The organism is Nocardioides sp. Z50_6 (assembly GCF_058215755.1).
Genome location: NZ_JBZAJB010000002.1, coordinates 346796 through 369692 on the forward strand (window position 1 = coordinate 346796; position 22897 = coordinate 369692).

The 22897-nt window shown below is 72.5% G+C and carries 21 protein-coding genes; 12 read left to right on the top strand and 9 right to left on the bottom strand.

Features of this window, described 5'->3' with window-relative positions; all coding sequences use genetic code 11:
• The first annotated feature begins 1 nt into the window (after position 1).
• The 3 genes from AC4BGE_RS06330 (at position 2) to AC4BGE_RS06340 (ending at position 2849) form a co-directional block, all read left to right on the top strand.
• Positions 2-871: an alpha/beta fold hydrolase gene (locus tag AC4BGE_RS06330; RefSeq protein ID WP_490574705.1), complete on the top strand. Its 870-nt coding sequence runs from the start codon at positions 2-4 to the stop codon at positions 869-871.
• Positions 872-876: 5 nt separating this feature from the next.
• On the top strand, positions 877-2130 hold the full coding sequence (locus AC4BGE_RS06335) for a glycosyltransferase (RefSeq protein ID WP_490574706.1): 1254 nt from the start codon (positions 877-879) through the stop codon (positions 2128-2130).
• Between the two features lie 74 nt (positions 2131-2204).
• Positions 2205-2849, top strand: coding sequence for a LysE/ArgO family amino acid transporter (locus AC4BGE_RS06340; RefSeq protein WP_490570645.1), 645 nt, complete (start codon positions 2205-2207; stop codon positions 2847-2849).
• 20 nt (positions 2850-2869) lie between these two features.
• Here the strand turns inward: AC4BGE_RS06340 and AC4BGE_RS06345 are convergent, their stop codons facing one another.
• Positions 2870-4210: an HNH endonuclease signature motif containing protein gene (locus AC4BGE_RS06345; RefSeq protein ID WP_490574707.1), complete on the bottom strand. Its 1341-nt coding sequence runs from the start codon at positions 4208-4210 to the stop codon at positions 2870-2872.
• A 519-nt stretch (positions 4211-4729) separates the two neighbouring features.
• Here AC4BGE_RS06345 and AC4BGE_RS06350 point away from each other — a divergent pair.
• Positions 4730-6430: a sulfatase-like hydrolase/transferase gene (locus tag AC4BGE_RS06350; protein WP_490574708.1), complete on the top strand. Its 1701-nt coding sequence runs from the start codon at positions 4730-4732 to the stop codon at positions 6428-6430.
• Positions 6431-6447: 17 nt separating this feature from the next.
• Here the strand turns inward: AC4BGE_RS06350 and AC4BGE_RS06355 are convergent, their stop codons facing one another.
• The 4 genes from AC4BGE_RS06355 to AC4BGE_RS06370 all read right to left on the bottom strand — a co-directional run bounded on the left by AC4BGE_RS06355 (position 6448) and on the right by AC4BGE_RS06370 (position 10888).
• Positions 6448-8103 (bottom strand): FAD-dependent oxidoreductase, encoded by a 1656-nt coding sequence (locus tag AC4BGE_RS06355; RefSeq protein WP_490574709.1) that lies wholly within the window; start codon positions 8101-8103, stop codon positions 6448-6450.
• A gap of 7 nt (positions 8104-8110) precedes the next feature.
• Positions 8111-8428 carry an OrsD domain-containing protein gene (locus tag AC4BGE_RS06360; RefSeq protein ID WP_490572534.1) on the bottom strand — a complete coding sequence of 106 codons (318 nt, stop codon included), beginning with the start codon at positions 8426-8428 and terminating at the stop codon, positions 8111-8113.
• A 45-nt stretch (positions 8429-8473) separates the two neighbouring features.
• On the bottom strand, positions 8474-9325 hold the full coding sequence (locus AC4BGE_RS06365) for a helix-turn-helix domain-containing protein (protein WP_490572533.1): 852 nt from the start codon (positions 9323-9325) through the stop codon (positions 8474-8476).
• A gap of 351 nt (positions 9326-9676) precedes the next feature.
• On the bottom strand, positions 9677-10888 hold the full coding sequence (locus AC4BGE_RS06370; RefSeq protein WP_490574710.1) for a cysteine desulfurase-like protein: 1212 nt from the start codon (positions 10886-10888) through the stop codon (positions 9677-9679).
• 70 nt (positions 10889-10958) lie between these two features.
• On the opposite strand from AC4BGE_RS06370, the gene AC4BGE_RS06375 reads away from it, so the two are divergent.
• Positions 10959-11903: a 1,4-dihydroxy-2-naphthoyl-CoA synthase gene (locus tag AC4BGE_RS06375; RefSeq protein ID WP_490574711.1), complete on the top strand. Its 945-nt coding sequence runs from the start codon at positions 10959-10961 to the stop codon at positions 11901-11903.
• A 385-nt stretch (positions 11904-12288) separates the two neighbouring features.
• Here the strand turns inward: AC4BGE_RS06375 and AC4BGE_RS06380 are convergent, their stop codons facing one another.
• The 4 genes from AC4BGE_RS06380 to AC4BGE_RS06395 form a co-directional block, all read right to left on the bottom strand.
• A complete protein-coding gene (locus tag AC4BGE_RS06380; RefSeq protein ID WP_490574712.1) occupies positions 12289-12717 on the bottom strand; it encodes a hypothetical protein in 429 nt (142 codons plus the stop codon).
• Positions 12635-13042 (bottom strand): hypothetical protein, encoded by a 408-nt coding sequence (locus AC4BGE_RS06385; protein ID WP_490574713.1) that lies wholly within the window; start codon positions 13040-13042, stop codon positions 12635-12637. The genes AC4BGE_RS06380 and AC4BGE_RS06385 overlap by 83 nt, the downstream gene beginning before the upstream one ends.
• A gap of 20 nt (positions 13043-13062) precedes the next feature.
• On the bottom strand, positions 13063-13437 hold the full coding sequence (locus AC4BGE_RS06390) for a tyrosine-type recombinase/integrase (protein WP_490574714.1): 375 nt from the start codon (positions 13435-13437) through the stop codon (positions 13063-13065).
• A gap of 269 nt (positions 13438-13706) precedes the next feature.
• Positions 13707-14621: a DUF480 domain-containing protein gene (locus tag AC4BGE_RS06395; RefSeq protein ID WP_490574715.1), complete on the bottom strand. Its 915-nt coding sequence runs from the start codon at positions 14619-14621 to the stop codon at positions 13707-13709.
• A gap of 359 nt (positions 14622-14980) precedes the next feature.
• On the opposite strand from AC4BGE_RS06395, the gene AC4BGE_RS06400 reads away from it, so the two are divergent.
• The 7 genes from AC4BGE_RS06400 (at position 14981) to AC4BGE_RS06430 (ending at position 22882) form a co-directional block, all read left to right on the top strand.
• Complete coding sequence (locus AC4BGE_RS06400; RefSeq protein WP_490574716.1) at positions 14981-18253, top strand: hypothetical protein; 3273 nt, start codon at positions 14981-14983, stop codon at positions 18251-18253.
• The gene (locus AC4BGE_RS06405) at positions 18240-18800 is read left to right on the top strand and encodes a hypothetical protein (RefSeq protein ID WP_490574717.1); all 561 of its coding nucleotides are present in this window, start codon (positions 18240-18242) and stop codon (positions 18798-18800) included. The genes AC4BGE_RS06400 and AC4BGE_RS06405 overlap by 14 nt, the downstream gene beginning before the upstream one ends.
• 276 nt (positions 18801-19076) lie before the next feature.
• On the top strand, positions 19077-19622 hold the full coding sequence (locus AC4BGE_RS06410) for a hypothetical protein (RefSeq protein ID WP_490574718.1): 546 nt from the start codon (positions 19077-19079) through the stop codon (positions 19620-19622).
• Between the two features lie 4 nt (positions 19623-19626).
• Positions 19627-20235 carry a signal peptidase I gene (locus AC4BGE_RS06415; protein ID WP_490574719.1) on the top strand — a complete coding sequence of 203 codons (609 nt, stop codon included), beginning with the start codon at positions 19627-19629 and terminating at the stop codon, positions 20233-20235.
• Between the two features lie 82 nt (positions 20236-20317).
• The gene (locus tag AC4BGE_RS06420) at positions 20318-20797 is read left to right on the top strand and encodes a hypothetical protein (RefSeq protein ID WP_490572522.1); all 480 of its coding nucleotides are present in this window, start codon (positions 20318-20320) and stop codon (positions 20795-20797) included.
• Positions 20798-20924: 127 nt separating this feature from the next.
• Entirely contained in the window at positions 20925-22220 is a 1296-nt protein-coding gene (locus AC4BGE_RS06425) for a sensor histidine kinase (protein WP_490574720.1), read from the top strand.
• Complete coding sequence (locus tag AC4BGE_RS06430) at positions 22217-22882, top strand: response regulator (RefSeq protein WP_490572520.1); 666 nt, start codon at positions 22217-22219, stop codon at positions 22880-22882. The genes AC4BGE_RS06425 and AC4BGE_RS06430 overlap by 4 nt, the downstream gene beginning before the upstream one ends.
• Positions 22883-22897 lie beyond the last annotated feature (15 nt).

Genomic DNA, 22897 nt, shown 5'->3' on the forward strand with positions numbered 1-22897 from the left:
CGTGCCGCACGTGCAGGCCAACGGGCTGAGCTTCCACGTCCAGGTGATCCGCGGCGACGGCGAGCCGGCGGACGGCGGCCCCCGCCCGCCCGTGGTGATGCTGCACGGACTGGTGATCGACAACCTCTCCAGCTGGTTCTACACCCTGGCCCACCCGCTGGCGCTGACCTGCGACGTGCACCTCTACGACCTGCGCGGCCACGGGCGCACCGACCAGCCGGCGTCCGGCTACGGCGTGGAGCACCAGGTCGACGACCTGGTGGCGCTGCTCGACGAGTGGGAGATCGACGAGCCGGTGCACCTGTTCGGCAACAGCTTCGGCGCCGTGGTGGCGCTGGCGCTCGCCAACCGGCACCCCGAGCGGGTGGCCAGCCTCTTCCTGGTCGAGGCCCACTTCGCCGTCGAGGGGTGGGCCGAGCACATGGCCGGCAGTCTCGCGCTGGCGGCGTTCGGCCTCGACGAGAACACCTCGCAGGAGTGGATCGAGAACAACGGGGACCGCCGGATGTCCCGCCTGGCCCGGCGGGCCGAGCGGTTCCTGGCCGACACCACGCTGATCCAGGACCTCAAGGACGAGCAGCCGATCGGCTGGCTGCCGCAGATCGCCTGCCCGGTGCGGGCGATGTACGGCAGCGAGTCCGACATCCTCCACCTCGCCGAGGCGCTGGAGACCCAGATCCCCGGTTGCGAGCTCGAGATCGTGCCGGGCACCACGCACTCGCTGCTCACCGAGCGCAGCGAGCTGGTCCGCGAGCGGGCGCTGGAGTGGATGGCGCGCCAGCGCGCCGCTCCCACCGCTCCCACCGCTGCGACCGCGGCGTCCCCTTCGACCGCCGCCACCGCTATCACCGCTGCCACCGCCGGAGCCTGAGCCTGATGACCGAGGCGACCCCGACCGACCTGCGCTTCCTCTTCGTCGTCCCGCCGTTCACCGGGCACGTCAACCCGACCGTGCCGGTGGCCGCCGAGCTGGTGGCCGCCGGGCACCGGGTCGCCTGGACCGGCGTCCCGGGCACGGTCGAGCACCTGCTGCCCGCCGGCGCCACGTTCCTGGCGGCGACGACGGCGGAGGTCACGGGGTACGCCGAGGAGATGGGCGCACGGCGCAGCGACCTGCGCGGGGCCGCGGCGTTCAAGTTCCTCCAGGAGGACGTGCTGCTGCCGCTGGCCGACGCGATGGTCGAGGGGGTCGACGCCGCGGTCGCGGCATTCGGGGCCGACGTGCTCGTCGTCGACCAGCAGGCGCTGGCCGGGGCCGTGGTCGGGCGGCGCCGCGGCCTGCCGTGGGCCACGTCGGCGACCACGTCCGCCGAGCTGGTGGACCCACTGTCGGGGCTGCCGCTGGTCGCGGAGGCGATGCACCGCAAGCGGGTCGAGCTCCAGCTGGTCCACGGGATCCCCACCGAGGTGGCCGAGGCGGGAGACCTCCGGGTCTCCGAGCACCTGCTGCTGGCCTACACGACGGCCGAGCTGGTCGGACCGCTCGCCGTCGACTCCCCGGTCACCTTCGTCGGCCCGGCCGTCGCCGGACGGCCGGAGGAGGACGACTTCGACTGGGAGCTCCTCGACGCCTCGCTCCCGACCGTGCTGGTCTCGCTCGGGACCCTCAATGCGGAAGCGGGTGCCCGCTTCTGGGGGGTCGCCGCCGAGGCGTGCCGGGACCAGCCGTGGCAGGCGGTCTTCGTGGCACCCCCCGAGCTGGTCCCGGACCCGCCGGCCAACGTCGTGGTCCGGCCCCGGGTACCGCAGCTCGCGCTGCTCCAGCGGGTCGACGCGGTGGTCTCGCACGCGGGCCACAACACGGTCTGCGAGTCGCTGGCCGCCGGGCTCCCGCTGGTGGTGGCGCCGATCCGGGACGACCAGCCGGTGGTCGCCGACCAGGTGGTGCAGGCCGGGGCCGGAGTCCGGGTGCGGTTCGCCCGTGTGCGGGCCGAGGAGCTGCGCACCGCGATCGGCACCGCGCTGACCGACGAGGATCTGCGCGGTGCCGCCACCCGGATCGCGAAGTCGTTCGCGTCGGCCGGCGGCGCGGCGGCCGCGGCGTCGGCGCTGGCCCGGCTCGGGGCTCGGGGCTCGGGGCTCGGGGCTCGGGGCTCGGGGCTCGGGGCTCGGGGCTCGGGGCTCGGCTGAATGATGAAGGCTCCTTCACCGGCTGAAGCAGGGGTCGCTGTCGGTCGGACACGTCGACGCTCTAGCGTGCGCACGTGCTCGCACCTCTCCTGGCCGGTTTCCTGACCGGCGGCTCGCTCATCGTCGCCATCGGGGCGCAGAACGCGTTCGTGCTCCGGCAGGGGATCCTGCGGCAGCACGTCGGGCCGGTGGTGCTCGTCTGTGCCGTCTCCGACGCGGTGCTGATCGCGGCCGGGGTCAGCGGGATCGGGGCGATCGTCGACCGCGCGGGGTGGGTGGTCGACGTCGTCCGATGGCTCGGCGTGGCCTTCCTGCTCTGGTACGCCGCTCACTCGCTGCGCCGGGCCTTCGCGAGCGAGTCGCTGCGCGCCGATCGCGCGGGGTCCGACTCCTCGGAGTCCCGGAGGACCGTGGTCGGCAAGGCGGTGGCGCTGACCTGGCTCAACCCGCACGTCTACCTCGACACCGTCCTGCTCGTGGGCTCCATCGCGGCCACCCACAGCGGCCCCGTGAGCGGGCTCGGCGAGGGCTTGGTCGATGGGCGCTGGGCCTTCGGCACGGGGGCGGTCGTCGCGAGCGTCGTCTGGTTCAGCGGACTCGGATTCGGTGCCCGCGGGCTCGCCCCGCTGCTGGCCCGCCCCCGGGCCTGGCAGGTGCTCGAGCTGGTGATCGCGGCGACGATGCTCTTCGTGGCGGCCAAGCTGGCCTTCGACTGGTGACGGATCCCGCTGCTTGCGGTCTACGTGCGGCGAGTGAAGCGGACGTCTCCGTTCGGGAGCTTGTGGGTGGTGTAGGCGGTGTCGTGGGCGCGGTGGTGGTGCCAGGGGCAGAGGAAGGTCAGATCAGCGAGGTCGGAGTTGCCGCCGTGGCCCCAGGGATCACGGCCGTGGTGGGCCTCGCACCACGTCGACGGGACCGTGCACCCCTCGGTGGCGCAAACCCGATGAGTCAGCGACTTCGCCAGCCGCTGCTGCGGGGTGAAGAACCGGGTCGACCTCCCCATGTCGAGCGGGACCCCGTCGGTGCCGAGGACGGCGGGGATGATCCCCGCCTGACAGGCCAGCCGTCGTGCCTCCGAGGCGGTGATCGGGGTGGCCTGGTCACCGTTGCTGATGATGGTCCCGATCCCCAGGTCTTGGCGGAGCTGGGTGAGGTCGATGGTGACCACCACCCGGGTGCCGGCACCGCCGTGGATCGGCATCCGGTTGGGGTCGGCGGCCTCCAAGAACGCCAGGAACGCCTGCCCGTGCAACCGCTCTTGGGGGAGCCGGATCCCGGTGGCGGGGTCGCGTTGGGCGAACCCGCCGAACGGCGTCGCCGCCCCAGCATCCTTCCCGGCGTCCTGCTTGGGGGAGGTCCACGCGTCCAACACCGTGCGCAACCGGGCCGCGACCGCGTCGGGGACCCGGGCTGCGATGTCGGTGGCGCCGTCACCGCGCCGGCGGAAGGTCAACCGGGTGGCGGTGTTGGCGCGGTGTTGGGCTCGGTCCAGGGCCCTCTTCTCGTGCTCGTCGGCGGTGCCGGGGGCGACGACCTCGAGGATCTTCGCGCCGAGCCGTTCGAGGTGCACCGGGTCGAACATCGTCGCGGCCTCCACCAGGTGGGCTTCGGCCCGGGCCAGCACGTCGGTGGGGATCTCTTCGCCGGGGATGGGGTCGGTGACCAAAGCATCCAACGCCTTGGCGATCACCCTCGCCTGGGGCAGGGTGACCCGCCCGTCCTCCAACCCGGCCCCGACCAGCAACCACCGGGTGGTCAGCGCGTCGGCGAGCTTCTCCGCGGCGCGGGCGGGTCCGAACCCCGACCGGGTCCGTGCGGCCAGCCAGGCGGCGGGTGACCGGGCCCCGTCGGCTTCGGCGATGCCGCCGGGGGCGCCGGCGGCGTGGATGACCCGCATCCGCAACGACTCCAGCCGGTCACCCAACCGGGTCAGCTCCAACAACGCTTCCCGGTGCGCGGCCGCGGACAAGAACACCGGATCGACCTCGACGGTGGCGTCCAACGCGGCCGAGATCACGGTGCAGGCACGGGAGATCGGGTGCGTCCCCACCCCCGCACCCACTGTGTCGTCGACGTACATCCCCGGACCCCCGTCACCAGAGGCCGGAGCCCCCCGAACGGGCCCCGACCGATGCGACAACTCAACCAGGAACCACCGACAACTTACGCTCAGAACAGCCCGTCTATGCCACTATTTGGACACGCGTTGAGCGTCGCATACCGTTGATACGAAGGGCGCGAGCAACGTGCGGTTCGGTCGTAGCGGGTGCGCGGGCTACGGAAGCGTGTTGAAGTAGGCGGGTGGTGGCGCGCACGACCCCTGGTTCTCCCATCCCGGAGCTGCCCTCGGGGACACGAGGGTTCCCAGGTGGTGCGGGCCGGAACCTACGGCCGTGCGGGCGCGCGCCGGCATCTGTGGTGGTGCCGTCCCGAGGGGGAACCTGCTCACCGGTTCTCCGAGAAGCTGCCTCGCGCGCTCCTGGCTGACGGGGGCCACTCCTGTCCCTCGTGCGAGACCCAGGTCGCGGCCTTCGAGGGGCCTCAGCATCCGCGGCAGTACGAGTTTGCGGCCCGGCTCATCGCGGAGACGCTCATCAGGGTGGGGTCGGGAACCTCCTACCGGCACTCGGCGCGGGCGGCGCGGGCCGCGGTCGGGCGTGCCCGTCACTGGCCGGGTGCGCACAGGTTCGGCGCAAACGGGCAGCTGGCCGGGGACTGGACGGCGGCGTTCACCCCGGTGGTGTGCGGCCCGGTGTTCGCTGGCGAGTCGTGGCCGGCGGTTGTCGCCCTGGACGAGTTCGGGTTCCTGTCCACGGTCAGCCAGGGGAAGCGGCGCGCGAAGTCGCAGGTGGTGTGGACGGTGTGGGGTGCCTACGCGACGACCGAGCGGAAGCTGTTCCGGCTGGGCGTGTCCGGGGCGCTGAACGCGGAGGCGGCAGCGGCGTGGCTGCGGAGGCTCGACGGCGTGAACACCCCGGCATCTCCGGGGACCACCGCCGTCGAGGTGGGCCTGCGGGCGCGGTGGCCACCGCTACGCTGCCGCAGCATGTCCGACAACGTGCTGTGGATCATCACCGACGACCAACCGCGCGCCACCCTGGAGCGGATGCCGAGGACGTGGCAGCGGCTGGTGGGGCGCGGCGTCCGGTTCGACCGCGGGTACGCCGCGATGCCCTGGTGCGGGCCGGCGCGGGCGTCGATGCTGACCAGCCGCTACCCCCACCACCACGGGTGCAGCACCAACCAGACGCACCGCCCGTTCGTGGAGCAGGGACTCGACCGCGACACGGTCGCCACCCGGCTCCTTGCCGGCACCGACTACGACACGGGGTACTTCGGCAAGTACATGAACGGACTCTCCCGGGACCCGGCGTACGTCGCGCCCGGCTGGCGGCGCTGGGTGACGACCGTGGGGTCGGGCGGAGGGGTCAACGTCGACGGCGAGAAGTGGGAGGCCGGCTCCCAGCGGGCGGCCGACCGGTTCGCGCTCGACCGGCTCACGACGTACCTGGAACGGCAGGCGGGGCGCGGCCCGTGGTTCGCCGTCTGGTCGACCTCGGCCCCGCACGACCCCTACACGCCGAGCCGGCGGCACCGCGACGACTTCGACGGCGTGCGCTGGGACCCGCCGGCCCTCAACGAGCCCGACATGGCGGACAAGCCGAGCTGGATGCGGGACCTCCCACCGCAGGACCCGGCGCGGATGCGCGAGGTCCTCGAGGGCAAGCTCGAGGAGCTGCAGGACCTCGACGACCAGGTCGCCCGGGTGCTCGACGTGCTCCGCGAGACAGGCCAGCACGAGCGGACCTGGGTCTTCTTCTTCTCCGACAACGGCTACCTGATGGGCGAGCACCGGCTCTTCCGCAAGGAGCAGCCCTACGAGGAGTCCGCCGGGGTGCCGTACGTCATCCGCGGCCCCGGCGTGACGCCCGCGGTCAGCGACGCGCTGGTCTCCCAGGTCGACCTCATGCCGACCACCCTGCAGATCGCCGGGCTCGACCCCGACGCCGGCCGCGACCTCGACGGCCGCTCGCTCCTGGAGCCGCTGCGCACCGGCGACTGGTCGGCCTGGCGCCGCCGGCTGCTGGTGGAGAACACTAACCTCGGGTGGGCGATGCTGCGCGAGGGGCCTCACGTCTTCATCGACCACCACGAGCGCGGCGAGTGGGAGCTCTACGACCTCGAGACCGATCCGCACCAGCTCACCAGCCGTCGGGACCTCGACGTCTCTCGCTGGGCCGGCCCGCTCGGGCGGCTGCGGACGACCCGCGGCCGAGCGCTGCGGGCGCTGGAGGAGTGAGCGTCCGCAGCGACGGTTCAACCTGCCGCTGGCTCGACGGCGGCCGACCCGGCGACGTGGCCCCAGGTCAGCGCCAGGCCTAGGGTCATGCCCGAGGACAGGATGCCTGGCCCGATCACCGAGTCGGCTGCGTTGCCGGCGGCGTAGAGCCCGGGGACCGGCCGGCCCTCCCAGCCCAGGACCTGCGCGTCGGTGCCGGTGCAGGCACCGCCCTTGGTCCCGACCAGGCCCGGAAGCACGGGCATCGCGAAGAACGGCGGCGCCTCGACCGTGCCGAGGTTCGGGTGGGCGGCGGCGGGGTCCCCGAGATGCCGGTCGTAGGCACCGTCGCCCCGACCGAACTCGGCGTCGCGACCGGCCGACGCCGACTCGTTGAAGGCGGCGATGGTGGCGTTCAACGATTCGGCGGGCACGCCGATCTCGACCGCCAGCTCGGTGAGCGTGTCGGCCACCACGACCCAGTCCGGCAGAGGGTCCCCGGGCGCGGCCCCGGCCAGCGTGTAGGCACGGCGGTACTGGGCGTCGCCGACGGCGTAGACGGGCAGGTTGCGAGCTCGGTTGGTTGCGGGGTCGAGCTCGGTGAAGCTCAGCGCACAGTTGTGGCTGGCCTCGTTGACGAACCGACGGCCTGCCGGGTTGACCCAGACCACGTGCGGCAGCGCCCGCTCGGCGAGGATGATCTCGGGCCGGGGCGTGCCGGTGGCGCCGGCCCAGGTCGCGGTGGCGGGCTTGACCGGCCAGCACCAGCTCTCGGAGAGGTGCCCGACCATCGCCCCCGCTCTGGCGGCGAGCCGCAGACCGTCACCGTGGCTCACCGGTGGTGTCGCCGGGTGCGGATCGGGCAGCGCGAGGAGCCGAGCCGCCAGTCCTCGGTCGTGCTCGAACCCGCCGGTGGCCAGCACCACTCCTCGGCGCGCCCCCAGGCGGCGCGAGACGCCCGCCTGCTCAACGACCACCGCGGTGACGCGATCGGCGTCCTGCTCCAGCTCGATCACCCGGCAGCCGCGGACCAGCTCGGCCCCCGCGGCGACGCACCCCCGCAGCAGGCCGACGACGAGTCCCACGCCCAGGGTCACCTGCCCGGCCGCCATCCGCGGCCCGATCAGCTCCATCGGCACCTCGCCTCCGAAGACCAGCCGATGGTCTGTCACCTCCTCGTTGGTGAGCACCGCGGGGTAGGGCGGCGACCACACCCACTCCTGCCAGGGGGCGAAGTCGCCGCTCGCGACCGGAGCCACCTCGAGGTTGCGGCCCGCGAGCCGTCCGCCGGGCCCGTCCGCGAGCGAGTCCGGCGAGCGCATCGGCCGGAACCGGATCGGCGTGTGCTCCTCGATCGCGCGGGCCATCCGCGGGGCGGCGGCGAGGAAAGCGTCGATCAACGTCGGGTCACGTCCGGGGGAGTGGTGGGTGCAGTACTCGCGGGCGTCCTCGAGGGTGTCCTTGTGCTGCGGGCCGAGCTCTGTCGCACGGTGGTTCCCCGGCACCCACACCTGGCCCCCCGAGACAGACGTGGATCCGCCGAACCTGTCGGCGGCCTCGACGACGAGCACCCGGGCGCCCCGGACTGCTGCCGCCAACGCCGCCGTCAGGCCGGCTCCGCCGGACCCGACCACCACCACGTCGTACTCGTCGTGCCGCGGGGCGGGTGCCGGCTTCTCCTGGGACGCACTCACGCGTCACTCACCGTTCGACCGGGTCCGCGAGGTCGCCGTGACCGTAGGCGCCCACCAGGCCGACCTCACTGAACTGGGGCGGGGCCTCGCAGCGATCCTCCAGACCCGCGCGGTATGCCTGGAACGCGGGGAGGCCCGGCAGCGGGTGCGGAAGATCGGGGCCGCCCATGACCTCCAGGAACTCGGTGGGCCGCTCCAGCTGATAGCTCGCCCAGACCAGGCCCTCGGGCTGTCGTGCGGCGAGCTCGGCGTAGACGGCCCTCAGCAGCCTCAGGTGGGTGTCGAGCTCGGCGGGTCTGATCTCGTAGCGCATGATCGCGTGCACGTGCGGGTCCTCCGGTTCAGTGGTCTCGTCGGATCGGGAGCGGGGTCAGTGGGTGACGGCGCGCAGGGCACCGGGTCTGCGGCCGGCGAGCAGGTCCAGCCCGCTCGAGGTCGCGTCGTCCGCGGGCAGGAGGATGACGAGGTCCTGGAGACCGTGATCGGAGAGCCGCAGCGTCTCCTCGGCCAGTCGCAGGGTGCCGACCCGTGGGTGCACCAGAGCGGTGACCCGTGATCCTCGCTCGTCATCGAGGGGTCGCCGCTCCCATCGTCGAGCGAACTCGGCGGACCCTTCCAGCTCGGCGACCAGGGTCGCCACGGCGGGATCGCCACGCCGCAGCCGGTGGAGCCTGGCGACCTGATGGTCGGCGAGGTCGGCCCAGTCCCCGAACGCGTCCTTCGCGTGGGGGTGGGCGAAGGTGAACCGCAGCAGGTTCGGCGCGGGGTCGTCGAGGATCCCGAGGGGGCGGGCCACGTGGTCGTAGCCCTCGTTCCACGCCAGCACGTCGGACAGGTGGTTGACCACACAGGCCGGCGTCGGGTCCAGGCGCTCCAGGATCGCCCGGGTGCCGGCCCGGACGCTGCGGTCGGTGCCGCGGGCGGCGGCACAGAGCAGCTCGGTGCCGTGACTGACGTCCGACAGTGCCCTGAGGTGGTCGCGGTCGGTGTCGCTGAGCCGGAGCGCCTGGGCGAGGGCGGCCAGCACCTGCGTCGACGGATGGCGGTCCCGACCCTGCTCGATCCGGGTCAGGTACTCGACGCTGATCCCGGACAGGGTGGCCAGCTCGGCTCTGCGCAGCCCCGGAGTGCGGCGGCGCACTCCCGCGGGCAGGCCCACGTCGGCGGGTCGCACCGCCTCCCGTCGGCTCCGAATGAAGTCCCCCAGCTCACCCTCGATCACGCCATCAGTCTGCCCGAAGCCGGACGGATCAGGGGGGCCCTCGTGGGGACAGCCTGCCGCCGACGCCGGGCGCAGAGAGCCGTGGGGGGAGGGTGCCCGGAGTCGCGGGCTCAGTCGCTCGGCCGCGCCCGGACGCCCAGGCGTGGCTCGGCACCGCACGGCTCGAGGCGGTGGAGCAGCGGTTCCGCCACGTGGTCATGCGGCTGGCCGCAGCCTGGGCCTGGCTCCGGAGTGGCCCACCTTCACCGTCGTGGACGCCGACCGGCCGCTCGCCACGGTGCTCGCAGACGTCCGCCGGGTCCTTGCCACGCCCCCGGCCCTCTAGCCGGAGGCGAACGGGCGACCGGGTCGTCAGAGCCCGGCGAGCCCCTCGAGCAGCCGGTCGACGTCCCCCTCGTCGGTGTAGGGCGCCAAGCCCGCGCGCACCGCGCCCTCGTCGCCGAGGCCCAGGTGCCGCGACGCCTCGATCGCGTAGAAGTGGCTCGCCGGCGCGTTGACCCCCACGGCTGCCAGCCGCTCGTGCACCTCGCGCCCCGAGACGCCCTCGAGGGTGAAGTAGGCGGTGGGGGTCCGGCGTACCGGACTGCCGTGCAGCCGCACCCGCTCCAGCCCCTCCAGCCCCTCCAGGAGCCGGGCGAAGAGCCGCTCCTCGTGTGCCTCGGCCGCGCGCATCGACGCGGTGATCCGGCTCCGCCGGTCAGCCGCCTCCGACCCCGGCGCCATCGCGGCGAGGTAGTCGATCGCCGCGGTGGTGCCGGCGAGCAGCTCGTAGGGGAGCGTGCCGAGCTCGAACCGCTCGGGCACGGCGTCGGAGGAGGGCAGCAGCTTGTCGGGGTGCAGCGTCTCGAGCAGAGCCGGGTCGGCGACCACGAGTCCGTGGTGCGGCCCGAAGAACTTGTAGGGCGAGCAGGCGAAGAAGTCCGCGCCCAGCTCCACCACGTCGACGGGCGCGTGCGGGGTCAGGTGGACGCCGTCGACGTAGAGCAGCGCCCCGGCGGCGTGGACGGCGTCGGCGATGGCGCGCACGTCGGGGCGGGTGCCGAGCACGTTGGAGGCGGCGGTGACGGCGACCAGACGGGTCCGCTCCGAGAGCAGCGCCCGCAGGCCCGCCAGGTCGAGCTCGCCGGTGACCGGGTCGAACCCCACCCACCGCACCGCCGCCCCGACGGCCTCCGCGGCCTGGACCCAGGGGCGGATGTTGGAGTCGTGGTCGAGCCGGGTGACGACCACCTCGTCGCCGTCCCGCCACTGACGCGAGAGCGCGCGCGCCACGTCGTACGTCGCCTGGGTCATCGAGCGGGCGAAGACCACGCCCGCCGCGTCGCAGCCGAGCAGGTCGGCGACGGCCGACCGGGCATCCCGGACGACGTCCTCGGCGCGGCGCTCGGAGTCGGTGACGGTGCCGCGGTTGGAGAGTCCGGCGGTCAGCGTGCCCGCCACCGCGTCGGCGACCTGGCGCGGCACCTGGGTGCCACCGGGGCCGTCGAAGTGGGCGACCCCGAGGTCGAGGGCCGGGAAGTCCGCGCGCACCCGCGCGACGTCGAAGGGGAGCGTGTCGGTCATGGCGTCATCCTGCACGAGGTTCGTGGATCCCCGGCCGGGCGGGGATCCGGGCACCGGTAGCCTCGCCGCCATGAGCGCGATCGACGGAGTCTCCGAGATCTTCGACCCGGCCGACTGGGACGTCGTCCCCGGCTTCGAGGACCTGACCGACCTGACCTACCACCGGGCGAAGGCCCACGGCACGGTGCGGATCGCCTTCGACCGCCCCGACGTGCTCAACGCCTTCCGGCCGCACACCGTCGACGAGCTGCTCAGCACCCTGGAGCACGCCCGCACCAGCGCCGACGTGGGCTGCGTGATCCTCACCGGCAACGGGCCGAGCGCCAAGAACGGCAAGTGGGCCTTCTGCACCGGCGGCGACCAGCGGATCCGCGGCAAGGCCGGCTACCAGTACGAGGACAAGACGATCGGCGCCGCCGACACCGGCGCGGAGGAGCCGAGCGTCATCGACCGGGCCAAGCTGGCCCGGCTCCACATCCTGGAGTGCCAGCGGCTGATCCGCTTCATGCCCAAGGTGGTCATCTGCGTGGTGCCCGGCTGGGCGGCTGGCGGCGGCCACTCCCTCCACGTGGTCTGCGACCTGACGCTGGCCAGCGCGGAGCACGCCCGCTTCAAGCAGACCGACGCCGACGTGGGCTCCTTCGACGGCGGCTACGGGTCGGCGTACCTCGCCCGCCAGGTCGGGCAGAAGTTCGCCCGGGAGATCTTCTTCCTCGCCGAGGAGTACGACGCCGAGACGATGCACCGGATGGGCGCGGTCAACCGGGTGGTGACGCACGCCGAGCTGGAGAAGGTCGCGCTGGAGTGGGGCGCCAAGATCAACGGCAAGTCGCCGACCGCCCAGCGGATGCTCAAGTACTCCTTCAACCTCCTCGACGACGGCCTGGTCGGCCAGCAGCTCTTCGCGGGCGAGGCCACCCGGCTGGCCTACATGACCGACGAGGCGCAGGAGGGTCGCGACCAGTTCCTGGAGAAGCGCGAGCCGGACTGGTCGCCGTTCCCCTGGTATTACTGATCTGGCGGGTTTGTGCAGGTCAGAGGCCTGTTAGGGCCGCGTGCGTGGCAGATGCGTGGCAAGAATCGCTGTCGGGCGCCGAAAGAATGTGGCGCACGGCCAGGAGGCGATCAATGACGACCCTCATCCCTACCCCGAGCTGGGGCGCGTCGGGTAACACAGTAGAGATCAGCGCCCGCTGGACAGAGAATGGCGAGCCAAAGCAGGCGATCAGGACGATCACCTTGGAGAGTGGCTAGGCGGGCTCGACAAACACCTGCGAGCCGGTTCGATGCAAGGCCGCGATCGGGCTTCCTTGCGATTGGCACGGCGGTCCATGACGGGATGCCCGGGCGCACGAAACCCGGCCGGATCACACCTCATCGGCTATGAGGGAGGACTCGGCTCAGATAACGCTCTCGAGCTCAACGAGCGTGGCAGTTGGGAAGTCGTGGTCGATCCACTTCGCTCGGTAGCCGTCCTCGCCCCATTCGTCCAGCACAGCCCGCGCACCCGAGGCGATCGCGCGCTGGAACGCGACCAGCGAGCACGTAGCGTCGAGCAAGACCTTGCCCTTCTCGTCGGCGTCCGGTCCCCAGAGCGAGTCGAACCAGAGAATTCGAACAGCCAGCTGATCCCCGGAACGGTCAAGCACCCAGCGGAACTCGCCAGGTTCCTCGGCCCACGACACCCGGATTGTCGATTCTGCGTCGGGCAGGAGGACGGCAGCAGCGACCAGGTCTCCGAGCGCGTCATCGAGGTACGAAGCCGACAGCGGCAGATGCGTCGCTTCCCGGTGCCAGCGCTGATTGCCCCTGTGCTCGGCGCCAGGCATCCCAGATTGCGGCCGCGACAGACGTGTATCGCTCGGCGGGCCCGGCCGTCTGCGGGTCGAACCACTGCACGAACGCCTCATGAGTTAGCGACCGGACGTCGTCGGCGCTGCGCGCGCCTGCCAAGCCAATAACGACCGTCTCGGCTTCGGCGTCGTACTCGTCGGTGTTCGACTCGAAGTTGATGCCGATTGGATCGGCCTCGAAGAGGATCCGGGACACCTCGGTGACAAGATCGCGCTGCGTGGCGGTCTGGGCGAAACGCTGACGCTTGGCCGCCTCGATCTCGACCTTCTTCCGCTCCCAGTCCTTGTCCTCCTGGGACACCCTGGTGCGACGGACCCATCTCATGGAGCAACGGTCTCATCTCCCGGCAGCACATGCCTCCGAGTTGTCGCGGTGAGGTCGGTAGCGAGGACTGCCGTGGCCATCTCTGACGCGGCTGCTCGGGTCTTGTCCTCAGCCGTCGGCCACAAATGCGCGTAGGTGCTCAGCGTCGTCGTCGCTGATGCGTGGCCCATCGCCCGCTGGACGGTGACGACGTCGCACCCGGCGGCGATCAGACCACTGGCGAAATAGTGCCGGAGCTCGTGCAGCTTGTACGTGACCCGGGCGTCTGCGCGGGTCGAGCGCCAGCGGTAGTCGACGAGGTTGTCGTGCCACGGCTTGCCGCGCTCGTCGAACAGCCACCGGGTCGGCTCGCCCTTCGGAGTGTGCGACACCCGCCCTGGTCCGGGGGCTCGCAACGCGGCTGGCCGCATCCGGATGGTCGACCTCGTGGACCGATCTCGAGGCCGACCACTGGTCGGTCGCCATGACTCGACTCGATGTCATAGCTGATCGCGGTGTGCCTGCCGACGACGACGCCTCGATAGCCGCGGGACATCAGGTCGCCGCGGTCATCGGCGCCACAGATAACTCCTCATGACGTGCGACGTTCGGCTGGTGCTCGACGGAAGTCGCGTCTTACCCCCGCGGATGACCAAGACCCTCAGCTTGCGTGCTGCTGAACGACGTTGAGCACGTTGCCATCGGGAGCGCGGACGAAGAACCGAGTCACGCCCCATGCCTCGGTCGTCAGGGGATGCACGATCTCGTACCCACGCTCCTGTGCTTGGCGGTAGGCGGCTTCGACGTCGTCGACCATGACCGAGACGACGGGGTCCACGGGCGCGGTGGCATCGCTGGTCATCACCTGGAGCGTCGCCCTGGATACCGGCGACGTGTGGCGGGCCACCCAGCCCAGGTTGAACTCCTCTTCGGCTAACCCGAGGTAGTCGCTGTAGAAGCTCCTGGAGGCGGGGAGGTCGGGTACGTGGAGGTCGGCGATGATCTGCGTGACGCGGATGCGCGACGGGTCGGCACTCCCAGCTGGGTCGATTTCGGCTGAGGTCTGCTCCGGCGCGGCGCCCAGGAGGTGGATCCAACGCGGATCCTGCTGGCCGGACGAGCGCTCGAGTTCGCACACCAGCGGTTGCGGGCGGCTCGCCATTCGGCGCAGGCACTCCTCGACCTGGCCCCGGTCGGCGAACCCGTGCAACCGCTCGGTGCGGGTGCGCAGCTCACCCGGCGCCTGCGCGCCGCGGAGCAGCAGGACCGTAAGCAGCGCTCGCTCGTCGGGCTCGAGGGCGAGGTGCTCGTCGAGGATCTGGTGGTACTTCAGTGTCCGGCGCCCGGTGTCGGACCACACGATCCGCAGCAGCCCGCGCTCCTTGAGCGACTTCGCGGTCCGCTCGACCATCTGCTGGTCGAGGTCGGTGACGGGGTCGCGGCTGCTCGTCTGGTTGCACGCCGAGACCAGTGCCTTTGCGGAGAGGGGATAGGTGGCGGGCACGGTCGTCTGCTTCTCCAGCAGGCTGCCGAGGATGCGCTGGTCAGTCGCATCGAGGACGGGGAGTTCTCTCACGTCACGACCTTAGATCTGCCTCGGCAGAATTGCGGATCGAAGATCGTCTTTTCCCCGCCTATGACGTGGCCGCGCCACAGCCGACCGCTTCACGGCGACCCTCACCAAGGCCCGTCGGTGGATGCACGGCGCCGTGCGGAAACAGCCGAACCCGCCATTGAAGGGCCGTGGCCCGTGCCGGACGATGGGGCGGTTTCAGTCCGCAGACAGTCCGCAAGAAATCCGGTTTCGGCCACAACCCACCAACGCCCTCCGCACTGGTCCGTACCAGTGACCCGCGGGCGTTGACGAGGACTCATCCGAGCCAGGAGCATGGGCCGCCGCCCAGCGTGGGCCGCATCTCATGGCCGGGGGGCCTCATGCTTCGTCGTCTCTGCTCCTACGGTTCCGCGCTGCTGGTGGCAGGTGGGCTCGCGCTCGTGCCCGGGGGGCCGAGCCTCGCCGCGGCCGACACCGCCGGCATCGAGTACTGGCTCATGTTCGAGGAGAACGAGTCGTCCGCCGCCAATCTGCAGCTCTTCGTCACGGGTGAGAGCGCCACCACCGGCACGGTGTCGGGCGACCTCCTGCCCCAGCCGATCCCGTTCGCGGTGACGCCGGGCGAGATCACCACCGTGGACCTCCCGGGCGACCTGCAGACGATGGGCTCCGGGAGCGTGCAGCAGACCGGGTTCAAGGTCGAGGCCGTCGACGAGGTGACCGTCTACGGCCTGAACCAGGAGACGCACACCACCGACGCCTTCCTCGCCCTCCCGGTCGACATCCTCGGCACCGAGTACTTCGTCCTCGACGCCCCGAACACCCTCGTCCACCAGAGCGACGCGGCCCAGCTCGGCGTGGTGGCGACGCAGGACGACACGGTCGTCACGATCACCCCGGACGGCGACTTCGCCGGCGCTGAGGTCCCCGAGCCCTTCGACGTCACCCTCGACGCCGGCGAGACCTACCAGCTGCAGAACACCGGCGAGGGCACCGCCCACCTCTCCGGGACGACCGTGGTCTCCACCGCGCCCGTCGCCGTCTTCGCCGGCAACCGGTGCACCAACATCCCCGGCGACGTCTACCTCTACGCCTGCGACCACAACGTGGAGCAGCTCTTCCCGGCCGCCACCTGGGGCACGCGGTTCATCTCCGCGCCCCTGGCCACCCGGAAGAACGGCGACACCTTCCGCGTCGTCGCCCAGGCCGACGACACCGTCGTCTCGATCGACGGCGAGGCCGTCACGACGCTGGACCGGGGCGAGGTGTACGAGACCATCCGCGAGGGCGGCCACCAGTGGGACTCCTCCGCGCCCGTCATGCTCGCCCAGTACTCCAACAGCAGCGACTTCGACGGGGTCACCTCCGACCCGTTCATGATGCTGATCCCGCCGGCCGAGCAGTTCCTCGACCGCTACACCGTGGCCACCCCCGCCTCCGGCATCCCCCACAACTTCGTCAACGTCGTGGCGCGCACCGGTGCCGTCGGCGACATCCGGCTCGACGGTCAGCCGCTCCCCGAGGGCTCCTTCACCGCGGTCCCCGGCACCGACTACTCCACCGCGTCCCTGCCGGTCGAGGTCGGCACCCACCGCCTCACCGGGAACACCACCTTCGGCGTGAGCGTCTACGGGTACGCGGAGTACGACAGCTACGGCTACCCCGGCGGCCTGGCCCTGACCGCGATCGCCGCCGATGCCGACGGCGACTCGCTGCCCGACAGCTGGGAGACCGAGGGCGTGGACGTCGACAAGGACGGCACGATCGACATCGACCTCCCCGCGATGGGTGCGGACCCGGCGGTGCCGGACCTCTTCATCGAGGTCGACTGGATGGTGGACGAGGAGTCCTGCTTCTTCTGGCTCTGCTGGGGCGGGCGTTCGTTCGCCCCCACCCAGGCCGCGCTCAACGACGTGGCGGCCTCCTTCCGCAACGCGCCGGGCGGTCCGGTCAACGTGCACATCGACGCCGGACCGGGGTCCGTGATGGACCCCGTGACGGGCACCCGCTGGGGGAACCGCAGCCGCGGCAACGCCCTGCCCCACGACAGCGTCCTGGGCTCCTACGGAGCCGAGGGCTACGACTGGGGCGAGTTCGACGCGCTCAAGTCCGCGCACTTCGAGACCGCCCGCGCCCAGGTCTTCCACTACGCCGTGTACGCCGACACCTACCAGGGCGGCACCAGCACCGACTGCCCGTCCGGCCGCTGCTCGTCGGGGATCTCCCGCGGCCTCCCCGCGGCGGACTTCCTCGTCACCGACGGGGGCGAGGGCTGGGGCGACCACGGCTTCACCCGCACCCAGGAACGTGGCACCTTCATGCACGAGCTGGGTCACAACCTCAACCTCAAGCACGGCGGCCCGGACCACACGACGTTGGCCTACGACCCGACGTTCCTCTCGGTGATGAACTACGCCTACCAGCTCGTGGGGATCGGTGGGGCCTCGCGCCTCGACTACTCCCGCGGCGCCCCCTGGGCGGAGTGGCCGCGCCTGGCCTACAACGGCGGGGCCGTGGGCGCCCTCGGGGCGGACGACGCGCCGCCGCAGATCACCCCGGAGGACTCCCTGACCTCCGACATCGCCCTCGAGCTGGGCGTCCTGAGCGCGGACGGCGACGGTGTGGTCGGCTTCGTCGGACCGGGCACGCTGATCCCCCGGACCGGCGACCAGACCGTCCACTTCTCCGTGGAGAACCCCTCGGAGGTCTCCGCGACCTACACGCTGCGGGTCAGCGGACTGCCGGCCGACCAGCCGGCACCGGTCACGGTCGCGGCGCGCTCCAGCACCACGGTGGCGGTCACCGTCCACACCGACGCCCTGGCGCCGGGCGACCACACCGTCACCGCCGTCCTGGACAGCAACCTGCTCGGCGCGGGGGTCTCCACGGCCTCCGGCCCGGTCACCGCCCCCGACCCGAGCGCCCCGGGGTTCCGGTCCGAGCTCACGTCGGTGATCGACAACCTCGCCACCGGGCCGGCCGGCACGCTCGACCCGGCGGTCCTCGATGCGCTGAGGAAGCAGCTGGCGGACGCCGCGACGCCGACGCCCGCGCCGTCCCCCGGCCCGACGGCGACGCCCACTCCGTCCCCCACTCCGGCCCCCACCGTGGCGCCGACTCCTGGCCCGACCACCCTGCCGACGCCGGTCCCGACCCCCAGCATCCCGGCGGTGACCGCCACCTGCGACGGGCGGGCAGCCACCATCGTCGGCACCGAGAAGGCCGACCGGCTGGTGGGCACGCCGGGTGACGACGTGATCGTGGGTCTCGGCGGCAACGACAGGATCGACGGCAAGGGCGGCAACGACGTCGTCTGCGGCGACGCGGGCAAGGACGTCATCAAGGGCGGCGCCGGGAACGACCGCCTCTTCGGCGGCGCGGGCGACGACAGCCTCGACGGCGGCGCCGGCAACGACCGCCTGGTCGGCGGCGCAGGCAACGACCGCCTGGTCGGCGGTCCTGGCCGCGACGTCCTCCGGGGCGGTCCCGGCAAGGACGCCACCTTCCAGGACTCGGCCCGCAAGGGCGGCAAGAACCCGAAGGATCCGAAGAGCAAGGGTCCCAAGAGCAGGGGCCCGAAGAGCAAGGGAAAGAAGGGGAAGGACACGCCGGGCATGGGCGACCAGAAGGGCGCGGAGGGTGCCGACGGCTGACGGCCGCACCCGACGCGGTCCCTGGCACCGCACCTCACGTGCGGTGGCGGGGGCGGCGTCCCTGCTCCTGCTCGCGCTCGGTGCCTGCTCGGACGCGGACCCGCGGTTGCAGCCCGGGACGGACCGTGCCGAGGTCACCGAGGACGACGGCATCAGCGCGCCCGAGGCCTCGGCCTCGGGCCACCTCACGGCGACCTACGACGCCCGGCTCACGGTGGGGCCGCGGACCGGGGCGGTGCTCACCGCAGTCCTGGGCAACGCAGGCCAGGAGGAGGACCGCTACACGGTCTTCGTCGTCCGCGTCGGGGCGTCCCCCGAGGGCACCGGGCCGGACGCCCGGCTCCCCGTCCGGCCCGCGGCCCTCCGGGTCGCGCCGGGCGAGGAGGCGTCGCTGGAGGTCGACGTGAGCACCGCCCAGGACCTCGCCGGCTGGGAGGTCGTGGTCATGAGCGCGGGGCGCGCCCGTGCTGCCGACGCGGCCCCCGGCGACCCTGCGGGCGACGCCTCGGGTGCCCTCGCCGAGGTGATCCGCCTCCCCCTCGGGTGAACGCCTCACGTCGACCGGGGGGATGACCAACGTCACGCCCGACGCATTTGGCCAGTGCCTGCGGGCGGGTAAAAATCCTTCGTGTCGCGCGAGCGTCCATGACGGCCGCCGGGTCGCGGCTCCCGCCGCCCCGGTCGTGCAGCGACCCCCTCCCGCCGGGCCTGCCCGGCGGGTGCACCGCCCGCGAACATGAGCGTGCGGTCGCTCGGTCATGCCCGGAGGTCTGGCGCGCGCCGACCATCACGGCATAACGCCGAACCGAGGAAAGGAGCAGACATGACTACGACTGACGTCGTGAACGTCGACCAGGACCGCGACAAGCGTCGCCGCCGCGGAGCGATCGTCCGCTTCGGGCTGGCCAGCGTCGCCGTGCTGGGCGTCGGGGCGGCCCTGACCAGTGCGGTCTGGACCGACGACGCGTGGTTCGACGGCACCGCGAGCGCCGTCGAGAAGGTCGAGCTGCAGGCGAGCGTCGACGGGGGGAACACCTGGTACGACGCGGACACCGAGAACGATGCGGTGTCGATCCCTGCGGACGCGTTCGAGAACCTCAACCAGGGCGCGGACAAGACCGTCTCGCTGCAGCTGAAGAACGCCGGCAGCGTGCCGCTCACGCTCGGCACGGGCGTGCTGACCACGGCCGGGACCCTGTTCGAGGGATCCGAGCCGGCGACCGCCACCATCCACGACCCGTCGTCCACCACGCTCGACGCCGGGGCCACCGACACGGTGATCCTGCAGGTCACCACCCCCGATGACTGGCCCGAGGACTACCAGGGCGCCGAGGGGACGATGACCCTGCGGTTCACCGGAGAGTCCTGAGGCGATGGCAGGCCGCGCGGCGGCCGTGCGCGTCCTGCGCACGGCCGCTGACGTCCTGGTCTGGGGCCTCGCGGTCATCGGGGTGGTCAGCCTGGGAGTCTGGTTGGCGACCACGATGGGTGTGATCAAGCCGCTCATCGTCATCTCCGGCTCCATGGAGCCGGAGATCATGACCGGCGACCTGGTGGTCGCCACACCCGTCCCGATCGAGGAGGTCAAGGCCGGGGACGTGCTGTCCCTGCGCAACGACGTCTCGGACCGGCTCGTCACGCACCGCGTCATTGACGTGGCGCAGCACGACGACGGTTCGTGGCACGTCCGGATGCAGGGCGACGCCAACGACAGCCCGGACGCGGGTGAGTACGTCGTCACCGACGACACGGTGCTCTCCCCGCGCTGGCAGTTCGCGGGCCTGGGTGAGGCCTGGATGCGGCTGACGCGCCCGAGCGTCGCCGTACCCCTGGTGATCGCGGTCGCCGCGATCCTCGCCCTGAGCCTGATGCCCCGGCCCGGCACCGCCCCGACGGGCAGGCCCCAGCACGTGGCGCGCGACCCGCACCACGACGAAGGGGCAGGCGACCTGGTCGCCGCCTCGCCGAGCCAGACCCCGTGAGCGGGCTGCTGGGCGCGGCCGGTCACGGCCGCGCCCAGTCCCGCTCCAACCATGAAGACGTGATGAAGAAGGGAGCCAGCGCATGACCTGGCCCGCCACGCGCCGACGTCTGCTGGCCGCGACGGGCGCGCTCGTGGCCCTCGTCCTCATCGCCGCGACGACCGCGACCCGGACCGTCGCGGGGTGGAACGACGGGGCCGCATTCGCCGCCCGGGCCACCTCCGGCACCTGGGCCACCGCAGGCGGCGACAGCTGCGAGATCCTGAACCGCACCACCAACGAGGTCGTCGGGACGTGCACCGTCGACGGGGTGACCTTCAGCGACCCGTGGTCCAACGGCACCAGGTTCTACGTGTCCATCAGCGGCTTCCAGCCGAGCAACGACCGGGTGGCCAGGGTGACCGTCGACATGGCGAAGTACGACCCCTCGTGGGACTGGGAGACCGGCCTGCTGCAGATGGACAGCGCGCAGAACATCCAGTGGAACGCGCCCGTCCTGACGTTCACGACGTACCCGAACGGCTTCTCCCCGTTCAGCGGCACCTTCGTGCAGCGCGCGTAGCGGCTCGGCTCGCACCACCCGGCCCGCCGGCGCGCGGCGGGAGCGTCGCCGGGCATGATGTCCCCGTGTGGGAGGTAGCTCAGTCGCGAGCCGGTGCCGCGCGTCTCCTGGTCGGGGACCGAGGCCGATGACTACCCACGTGCGCCTCACCGCGGTCGACCTGAGCGTCGCCGGGGCCTGCGGCGCGCTCGCGCTCGCCGGGCTGGCCGCCGTCCCCGCCCTCGCGGCGGCAGACCCCTCCGCCGAGCTGACGCTCCCCGCGCTGGGCGGGACGAGCTGGTGGCTGGGCGCCGGGACGCTGCTGGCCCAGGCCGCCGTCCTGCTGCTGCGCCGTACGGCGCCCAGGGCGGTGCTGCTGCTGGTCGCGGCGGCGGTGCCGGTGGCCGCCGCCTGCGGGCTGGGTGACGCGACGGGCCTGGCCACCCTGGCGGTCATGGTCGCGGTCCTCACCCTGGGGCTGGCGCTGCCGGCGGCCCGCTCCTGGCCCGCCCTGCTGGGCGCCGGTCTGCTGGTCGCCGTCGGCATCACGATGAGCGCCCTGGACGCCGGGGAGGCCACCGGGGCCGCGCTCGGTGGCGGCCTGCTGCAGGGCGTCGGCAGCGTCGGCCTCCCGCTGGTGCTCGCGGTCGTGCTCACCGCCAGGCGGGAGACCCGGCTGGCGCGGGAGAGCCAGGCCGCCGCGGTCGCCCGCGAGCAGGACGCGCTCCTGGCCGCCGCCGTGGCCCGCGAGCGGATCGCGATGGCGCGCGAGCTGCACGACATCGCCGCGCACCACCTCTCCGGCATCGCGGTGATGACGGCCGCCATCGGCACCCAGATCGACTCCGACCCCGCGGCCGCCAAGGATGGGGTCGCCCAGGTACGCCGGCAGAGCACCGCCGTGCTGCGCGACCTGCGCCGCCTGGTCGGGCTGCTGCGCGAGCAGGACCACCCGGCCGATCCGGCGCGGGTGCGCCCGGAGTCGCTGACCGGCGTCACCGCCCTGGTCGAGGACGCCGTCGCCGCCGGACGCACGGTCGGCCTGACCGTGCTCTCCGGGCCAGACCCGCTCGGCGCCCGCATCGGCCCGCTGGCCCAGCTGGCCGGCTACCGGATGGTGCAGGAGTCCCTGGCCAACGCCGCCCGCCACGCGCCCGGCGCCGAGGTCACCGTGGTCGTCGACGACCGCGACCCGGCCGTGGCCCAGCTCACGGTGCGCAACGGCCCGCCCCCGGCGCCGCCGGACACCGCGGCTCGCAGCGGCTTCGGGCTGCTGGGCATGCGCGAGCGGGCCGAGCTCACCGGGGCGCAGCTGGAGCACGGACCCACGCCCGAGGGCGGCTGGCAGGTGGTGCTGCGGATGCCGCGCGAGGGTGCGCTCGGGGCCGACCTCCCCGACCTGGACCGGGCCCCCCGCAACGAGATCGAGAGTGAGGACCGATGATCCGAGTCGTCGTCGCCGACGACCAGCCGCTGGTGCGAGCCGGGCTCGGCACCCTGCTCGGCGCCGAGCCGGACCTCACCGTCGTGGCGCTGGCCGCGGACGGCCGCGAGGCGGTCGAGGCCGCGCGCAGACTCCGCCCCGACGTGGTCTGCATGGATGTCCGGATGCCCCACCAGGACGGCATCAGCGCCACCCGCGAGCTCTGCGGTCCCGGGGTCGAGGACCCGATCCCGGTGCTGGTGCTGACCACCTTCGACATCGACGAGCACCTCTTCGGGGCGCTGGAGGCCGGGGCGTCGGGCTTCCTGCTCAAGGACGCCGAGCCCGAGGTGCTGGTCGCCGCGGTGCGCAGCGTGGCGCGCGGGCACGGCACCCTGGACGACGCGCTCACCAAGCGGGTGCTCCGCGAGGTGGTGACCCGGCGCGAGACCCGGCCGGTCACCGCCGGGCGGGCCTCGGAGCTGCTCACCGCCCGCGAGCTCGACATCCTGCTGCTGCTGGCCCAGGGGATGTCGAACGACGAGATCGCCGCCGAGCTGTTCCTGGAGACCTCGACGGTGAAGTCGCACCTGGCCCGGATGATGCCCAAGATCGGCGTGCGCTCACGTCTCCAGGCCGCGGTCTGGGCCTACCAGAACAAGGTCGTCGCCATCCCCGAGTGAGCCCGACCGGGGTGC